Raw genomic sequence first — 8,000 nt, forward strand, 5'->3', positions numbered from 1 at the left:
GCCGTTACCGCAGAAACGGATATGTACTCGGTCCAATCCAACATCCCGGCCAGCCCAGAGGCCGCCATCGAGGGCAAGTCGAATCGTCGCACCGCCCCTCCCACATTGGTTTTATGGTGTTGTTGAGAATTGCGTTACAGGCCGCCGGTGGCGTTGAAGCCTACGCCCAGCACAGTCAACAACGACAGTGGCAACAGCAGCGTATCGAGCAACGCACTGGCGGGCAGGTCGATATGGGGATAGGTGGGGGCCTCGGCGCCAAACCTGTCCTTGGCACAGCAGCCGCCGTTGATCGCGTACATATCCAGCCGGGTCCCGGCGTACACCACTGGCGCGCCCGGTTGCGCCGCATCCAGCGTACGCGCGGTGGCGCAGCCGGTCAGCTGCAGCGCCAGCACCAGCAACAGCGCCTTATTCATCGCCACTCAAGTGATGCTCGCCCCACCGCGGCAGCATGTCCTGGGGGATATTAAGCAGGTTGAGAATACGCGCCACCACAAAGTCCACCAGGTCATCGATGGTTTGCGGCTGGTGATAGAAGCCTGGCGACGCCGGCAAAATGGTCACCCCCATGTTCGACAACTTGAGCATGTGCTCCAGGTGAATGCTGGAATAAGGCGCCTCGCGTGGCACCAGGATCAACTGGCGCCGCTCCTTCAAGGTGACGTCCGCCGCGCGCTCGATCAAGTTGTTGCACGCGCCGGTGGCAATCGCCGACAGGGTACCGGTGGAGCATGGCACCACCACCATCGCCGCCGGCGCACCGGAGCCGGAAGCCACCGGCGACATCCAGTCCTCTTTGCCGTACACCTTGATCTGCCCCGCCGCCGCGCCGGTGTATTCGGTGAGGAAGGCTTGCATCATCTGCACCTTGGCCGGCAGCTCCACGTCGGTCTCGGTCGCCAACACCAACTGCGCCGCCTTGGAGATCAGAAAGTGCACCTCACGGTCTTCACGCACCAGGCAATCGAGCAGGCGCAGGCCATACGGCGCACCGGACGCGCCGGTCATCGCCAGGGTGACACGTTCCGGGCCGCTCATTGGAGCGCCTCAGCCAGCTTGCCGTGCAGGCCACCGAAGCCGCCATTGCTCATGATCACCACATGGGTGCCCGGCCTGGCCACGTGTTTGACGTGCTCGATGATGCCCTCCAGCGAGTCGCATACCTTCGAAGGCACGGTGCACAGTGCGGCGATAGCCGGCAGGTCCCAGCCGAGGTTGGCGGGCGAATACCACACCACTTGGTCGGCATCATTCACGCTTTCAGGCAGGCCATCGCGGTGCGCCCCCAGCTTCATGGAATTGGAGCGCGGCTCGACGATGGCAATGATTTGCGCATCACCGACGCGTTTGCGCAGGCCATCCAGGGTGGTGGCAATTGCCGTGGGGTGGTGGGCAAAGTCGTCGTAGATGGTAATCCCGTTCACGTCGGCGACCTTTTCCATGCGCCGCTTCACGCTTTTGAATGCGCTCAATGCGGCGATACCTACGGCCGGCGTCACGCCCACATGCCGCGCAGCCGCCAGGGTCACCAGGGCATTGGCGACGTTATGCTGACCGGTCATACCCCAATCGACCACGCCTTGGCCCACGCCTTCGAACAGCACTTCAAACCGCGAACCGTCGTCACTGAGCAACTTGACCTGCCATTGCCCGCCGACGCCAGTGGTTTGCACCGGGGTCCAGCAGCCCATGTCGATCACACGCTGCAACGCCGGCTCGGTGGTCGGATGGATCACCAGGCCTTCGCTGGGAATGGTGCGCACCAGATGATGGAATTGCCGCTCAATGGCCGGCAGATCGGGGAAGATGTCGGCGTGATCGAACTCCAGGTTGTTCAGGATCGCCGTGCGCGGACGGTAGTGGACGAACTTGGAGCGCTTGTCGAAAAAGGCGCTGTCGTATTCATCGGCCTCAATCACAAAAAACGGCGTGTCGCCCAGGCGCGCCGACACCGAGAAATTCTGCGGAACGCCGCCGATCAGAAAGCCCGGGCTCATGCCCGCGTGCTCCAGCACCCAGGCCAGCATGCTGCTGGTGGTGGTCTTGCCGTGGGTGCCGGCGACGGCCAATACCCAGCGGCCCTGCAGCACGTGATCGGCCAGCCACTGGGGGCCTGAAACGTAAGGCAAGCCTTCATTCAGCACGTATTCGACCGCCGGGTTGCCGCGCGACATGGCATTGCCAATCACCACCAGATCCGGCACCGGGTCGAACTGCGAAGGGTCGTAACCCTGGGTCAGTTCAATCCCTTGCGCCTGCAATTGCGTGCTCATCGGTGGATAAACATTGGCATCGGAGCCAGTGACGTGATGGCCCAGCTCTTTGGCCAGAACCGCCATCGAACCCATGAACGTGCCGCAGATACCCAGAATATGAATGTGCATAGTTGACCTCGTAAACATCGAGGCAGGTTAGCGTAGGGTGGGAAAGTTCGCACGCTTTAGCTGAGGGCGAAACACCCGTCGCGGCGATACGACGGGCGCGCAGGCTGGGTTGGCGTGGCGCCGGCCACCAGGGCTATTGGATGGTCAGCAACCGCTGCAAACCGTTCCCTATCGGCGAAACTGGCGTATTGGACTTAGGCGCGGGTGTGATGCTCATGGTCCCCAGCAAGGCAGAAAGCGCGGCCATGCGGCTCTCCAAATCGATCACACGCGCCTTGATGTCATCTTTTTCAGGCCCCGTGGACGCCGGTTGAAAATCAATTTTCCGGGCCTTGGCCTCTTTGCCCAGCTCCCTCTCGACATAGCCAATCATGGCCTCAAGCGAGTCGAGGCGCTCGTCCCTGGTTTGCATCACCCATTGCAGGTTCGGCCCGACAAGCCGCTCTCCACGCAGTTTCGACAAGGTGTTGACCAACAGAAAAGTTGCGTTCTGCGCGTACTCGACGAGCCGTCCTTCTTCGATGCTTTCCGGTGTCACGGGTGCAGGCGCCGGATTGATCAGTGGCTTGAGCGCTTCGTTGACACTCCCGACAACGATCATGCCGATCGACGTCACAGGTACGCTGATCGCCGTCGTGATCGCTGCGGTCTTGAGCAGGGTCGTGTTGGTCGGCGGCAGCGCGGTCTCTTTGGCCTTGACCGCCGTCTTGGCATTCTCTTCAAGGGTTCGCGCAGAAAAAGGCTCGACATCCTGCCCATTGACACGGCCCGGACTGGGCTGGCCGAACAGCTGGTCGCGGATGTGCGCATCCCTGGAGGCTTGCCAGGCTTTTCGCTGTTTTTCGACATACGCGGCCATTTCGGGCGTTTGCCCGGCGCCTGAGGCGGCGTCTCCCGCCTGCCGGGTGCCACTGGCGTGCCCTGGGCCGTCGAACCCGTTCACTTTGGCGTCCACAAAGCCTTGATCGAACTTTTGGTAGCCTGTTTCCACGCCACTGCGTGTAGTGCCTGCGAGGTTGGGCGCGTCAACCCGTGTCGGGCTCGGCATACTCTCTCTGGAAGCGCCCCTCAGAAGGCCGCCAATGACCTCACCTACTTTTGAACATTTTATCGTTCGATACGATTTTTTATGATTGATACGCCCTTTGAATACAATCGAAGTGCGGACAGGAAGTAACGCCGTTGTTATTGTTGTTGAACGTTTCATCGTCATTCACCTTAGTCAGGATAGATACAAAGCATTCGCGCTCCCTGTCGAATGAATATTAAACAATGGAAAATCGTGGCTATCTGAACACGTCCGTGTATCAGCGTTGCAATGAACTCACCGCACCAAATTGTGCCAACTGAACACCGAACGGCGTTTTAGTGACAACGTTATAGGCATACCAGGCGCCTTTCTTGAAGACGGCCACGGCAGGTCGCCATACATTGTCCTCAGCTGCGTGAAAAAACCCTTTTACAATATCGCCCTCCTTATAGATTTTAGTAACATCATAACTTCCGTAATGGCCTCTCAAACGTGACAACACATCGTGACCCTTTTCAATCAGGTACTTCGTATCCTTATAACCGGCGCGTGCGCCTTTATTTAAGTTCTTCGCAATATCGACTGAGTCGGTATAACCTACGGACGCCCCCACACCCGCCACGACAGCGCTTTTAATTGTATTCAGAACACCTCTGCCCGCCTTGGCGGCTTTGCGCGCGGCATTCGCACCGGGAATGACAAAGCCGAGAATGTCGAAGCCGAGATTGAATATCGCCCCGCCTACATCACCTTTGATAGCGTCCTGAATACCGTCATAAAAAGGCACGAGGCTCAGAAAAAAACCCTTCAGTTCTTCGTCGTAAGCACGCCCTTTTTCAATCTCGGTGACGCCCGCCGCCGCCTTCTGCAGGCCGCCGTAGTCCTTGGTGAAATAACCACCCGCCAGGTGCGCGAGTGCAGCCGATTTATCAGAAAAGTAGTCACCCTGGTTTTTCCCATCCGGTGCAGGATCGCGCGTTTTATCCGTTAGCCCATATTGCTTGTAGGTATGCGGCAAACCCGGAATGTAACCTTCGTTCCCCCCTCCAAAATAGGAGCGATCATCCAGGTCGATCCGCCCGCCCGGAAAGCCGTCTTCCTTGACGATCTTGCCTTCGGCGGGAAAGTAACTGTAGGCGCTGACAGTGCCGTCAGGCTCCACCACTTTCATCAGCAACCCGTGCCTGCCCTTGAGCGCTTCAAGTTCCTGCGCCGTGGGCGTTGGAGGCAGGCATTCTCTGGGGGTGAACAACCCGGAGGTACAAGGCCCGCTCTTGGTATAGGCGCGGGACACCTCAAAAAAACTGACGTCCGATTGGCTGATACGCACCCTGTCCGCCATGGGCAGCAGTGACAGCTGATATTTGAACTGGATAGCCCAGGCACTTTCCTGAACCTTGCGATACTCCTGAAATTTCGCTTTAAACACTTTATTGATGTCAGGGGTCAATTCAGACAGACGCGACTTCAAACGCTCATAGGGAAAACGCTGCTCATCCTTGGATATCCAATAGTCCGGTTGAATGGGCCCCGTCATATAAATATCCAACAACGATATCGGCTTATGCTTCACGGAGGCCTGCTGCATCACCTCGAGCGTCGGGTCCACGTCCGGAAATACCCGTTTCAACTCTGCCAGCGCCAATTCCCGTCGTGTCGTCGGCGGCGTTTTCATGGCATTACTCGCCCAACGAAGTTCTTTTTGCTGCTTGTTGAGTGCCTGTTGCGCCTGCTCGGCCTGCGCATCCGAATAAGTGTGCGTCGGGCTGGTGTCGATAACACGGTTGGCAATGCCCCAGGCAATGATCGAATCGCGTGCGGCGAACTTCAGTTGATCCTCATCCTCGGTGGACACCGGCGGCGTATTACCGAAAGCCATCACCTGGCTGAAGGTCATGTTTGCGGTCGCGCCAGGCACTTGCTGCTCTATGCGCGCCACCTCTATACAAAAATTCGCCCAGGTGTGGGAGCCGTAGACCAAATTGGGCGGGATGTCTTTCACCACAAACTCAGGGGCTGCCGCCGATAATAAAACCCGTGCGGCGACAGCGGCGGCCTCGTTGCCGACCCGGCCGGCGAGGTGCGCCGTAAAGCGCTTGACGATCTCTGCCGAAGACGCGCCCGCGTTATCAACGCTATACAGGTTGTAGCCCGCCAGGTTGAACCGCGACTTGCCCAAGCCAGGATCGAGTTCCTGGACCAGGGCCACGCCAAGACTTTCAATCGCGCTCGTGGGGGTGTCGACAACCTTGAGCACCTCCCGAATCAACTTGCCCAGTCGCAGGGCCTCGGGTGTGCGCAGGAGCTGGTCGAGGGCGATTGACGGATAATCAGCCATGGCCTTTCTGAGGTTGGCTGGAAGATGACTGACCAGGCGACTCAAGAGGCTGTCCGTTCCAGGCTCGTTCGCCGTACCTGGCGCGATCTGCGCCTTTACAAGCTTTCCCATCTTGCGCTGCGAAGTAGACGACAGCCCCTGCCCGATGTGCCTTACGCCACCTGAATCCACGCCCGGCGCCCTGTGTGCCAGGTCAAAGGACAGTGCCGAGGCCAACGCATGAGCCTGGGCACTGTTCGCGGGCATTTTGTAGCCTTCCAGCTTGAGCATCCGGGCAAGGCTCAACGTTTTGCTCGGCTCTCGATCAAACAATGCAGAGCGAGGATCGATGGGCACGTTGCTCTGCTCCAGGTCGACACGCCCCTCAGCGTCATCGACCAAAGCGTTCAATGCGCTCATCAGCTTGTGCCGATTGGCCTCATCGCCCAACGCCTGCCGATGCGCCGCCAGCGCCGCGTCGGAGTGGGTCGACAGGTGATGCTCATCCAGATTGAAGCCGGGATTATCCGTGAACTGTTTGCGGCGAACGCTGGCTTGGCCGCCGTCAAAAAGATCAGGCTCCTTGTAGAATTGCGCGACCAGCGGCATCGACACGCCGCCCTGACCGCTCCCTGGGTATCGCACCGCTTGACCGTGTTCCGGGGCGAATACCCTGCCCAGGGCCAGGAGCGTGCGGGAAACATCAGACCAGCCTGAATCGTCTGACAGATAAAAGGTTTTGGGCCGACCGTCTACATAACCTTTTATTTCCCCGCGCGCAGGGATCAGCGTCAGAGCATGCATATCCAGCCCCTGCTTGTTAGCCCAGGCTGAAAACCCTTCGCTTTTGAATGCACTCTCCAGTTGGGCATACCAGCGCGCCACCGTCGAGTGCGGCGGGACCTGCACATCGGGGGGCCGAACTGACGTTCTATAACGACCGTCGAGCAATAATGAGGCGAATGAACTGGCGACCTCGGCATCGGCCTCGGCGCGACTTGTTGAGGGCGTTTCACTTGTTTCAGTCGCAGGGTGGCCTTTATCAATCGCGGCGCCGCCCCTATGATTTGTATGGCCTTCGCCTCGTTCAGCCAGTGAACTGAAGGACGCTGTTATTGGGTACGTATACGTCGTTGGAATACTCATAATCCACCCTGAATACAGTGTTCAAGTTTCTAAACAACCGAAGCTTCAATGTACTCAATGAGTGGGACAAACATGCAAAATACGCGACATTTAAAATCGACATAATATTGCTGAACCCAACAACTTACACACCCCCATTTACTTATCAACCAGGGCGCCTGTAAAACTTCAAAACCACTGTAGGCTAAACTACCGAACCTCGTGAAATTTCATACTTGCGCAACTTGCGGTACAACGTGTTACGGCTGACGCCCAAGTGCGTTGCCGCATGACTCATATGCCAGTGCTGTTGCTCCAGCGCGGCCAGCAGGGTTGACCGCTCGGCTTCTTCAAAGGGGGACAGCGAAGAAACACTTGATGGAGCGTCATGGGTAGGTGCGTGACGGATCATCGGCGGTAAATTTTCCGCAGCGACCTTCCCGTTTTCGCACAGCGCGACCAGCGTGCGCAATACCGTACGCAACTGTCGGACGTTGCCCGGCCAGGCAAACGCCAACAACGCGTCGCGCGCAGCCGGCTCCAGATAGACAGCCTGATCACCGGCTTCCTGTGCCAGCAGCAGGTCCAGCAGCTGTGATTTGTCAGTGCGCTGACGCAACGCCGGTAGCGCAACTTCCAGGCCATTGAGCCGATAATACAAATCCTCGCGAAAGCCGCCGTCCTCTACCCGGGCCAGCAGGTTGCGGTGGGTAGCGCTGATAATCCTGACATTTACGGCTCGGGGTTCACCACCGATCGGCACCACCAAGCGGTCTTCCAGCACCCTGAGCAGTCGCGTCTGCAAGGCCAGGGGCATGTCGCCGATCTCGTCCAGAAACAGCGTGCCGCCATCGGCCTGCTGCAGCTTGCCTTGCATGCCCTCCTTGCGCGCGCCGGTAAAACTGCCGCCGCGATAGCCGAACAATTCGCTCTCGATCAGGTTTTCCGGGATAGCGGCGCAGTTGAGGGCAACGAAGGGTTTGTCGGCACGCTGGCTGGCCAGATGGACCGCCTTGGCAAAGGCTTCCTTGCCCGAGCCGGTTTCCCCATTGACCAGTAACGGCACGTCACGTTCGAACACCCGCACAGACTGGCTGAAAGCCAGCCGCAGCGCCGGGTCATCCAGGCAGACGCCGGGCAA

General features: G+C 58.7%; 6 protein-coding genes. All 6 read right to left on the reverse strand.

Annotated elements, in window-relative coordinates:
• Positions 1-134: 134 nt before the first annotated feature.
• Complete coding sequence (locus tag BFP90_RS14880) at positions 135-419, reverse strand: YceK/YidQ family lipoprotein (RefSeq protein ID WP_065897191.1); 285 nt, start codon at positions 417-419, stop codon at positions 135-137.
• Entirely contained in the window at positions 412-1,041 is a 630-nt protein-coding gene (gene ubiX / locus BFP90_RS14885; RefSeq protein WP_065895159.1) for a flavin prenyltransferase UbiX, read from the reverse strand. Before ubiX ends, BFP90_RS14880 begins: the two co-directional genes overlap by 8 nt.
• Positions 1,038-2,387, reverse strand: a complete 1,350-nt coding sequence (mpl, locus tag BFP90_RS14890; protein ID WP_065897193.1) for a UDP-N-acetylmuramate:L-alanyl-gamma-D-glutamyl-meso-diaminopimelate ligase — start codon at positions 2,385-2,387, stop codon at positions 1,038-1,040. Before mpl ends, ubiX begins: the two co-directional genes overlap by 4 nt.
• 133 nt (positions 2,388-2,520) lie before the next feature.
• Complete coding sequence (locus BFP90_RS14895; RefSeq protein ID WP_141688007.1) at positions 2,521-3,594, reverse strand: hypothetical protein; 1,074 nt, start codon at positions 3,592-3,594, stop codon at positions 2,521-2,523.
• A 100-nt stretch (positions 3,595-3,694) separates the two neighbouring features.
• A complete protein-coding gene (locus BFP90_RS14900; protein ID WP_141688965.1) occupies positions 3,695-6,880 on the reverse strand; it encodes a hypothetical protein in 3,186 nt (1,061 codons plus the stop codon).
• A 184-nt stretch (positions 6,881-7,064) separates the two neighbouring features.
• Positions 7,065-8,000 (reverse strand): sigma-54-dependent Fis family transcriptional regulator (locus tag BFP90_RS14905; RefSeq protein ID WP_141688966.1); only part of this gene is annotated, 936 nt, incomplete at its 5' end.

It is taken from the genome of Pseudomonas sp. 24 E 13 (assembly GCF_900004715.1).
Classification (GTDB): Bacteria; Pseudomonadota; Gammaproteobacteria; order Pseudomonadales; family Pseudomonadaceae; genus Aquipseudomonas; species Aquipseudomonas orientalis_A.

Bases quoted from the DNA above. Each gene is read 5' to 3' on its own strand.
- mpl (WP_065897193.1), bottom strand. From the start codon at position 2,387: ATGCACATTCATATTCTGGGTATCTGCGGCACGTTCATGGGTTCGATG.
- BFP90_RS14900 (WP_141688965.1), bottom strand. From the start codon at position 6,880: ATGAGTATTCCAACGACGTATACGTACCCAATAACAGCGTCCTTCAGT.
- BFP90_RS14880 (WP_065897191.1), bottom strand. From the start codon at position 419: ATGAATAAGGCGCTGTTGCTGGTGCTGGCGCTGCAGCTGACCGGCTGC.
- ubiX (WP_065895159.1), bottom strand. From the start codon at position 1,041: ATGAGCGGCCCGGAACGTGTCACCCTGGCGATGACCGGCGCGTCCGGT.
- BFP90_RS14895 (WP_141688007.1), bottom strand. From the start codon at position 3,594: ATGAAACGTTCAACAACAATAACAACGGCGTTACTTCCTGTCCGCACT.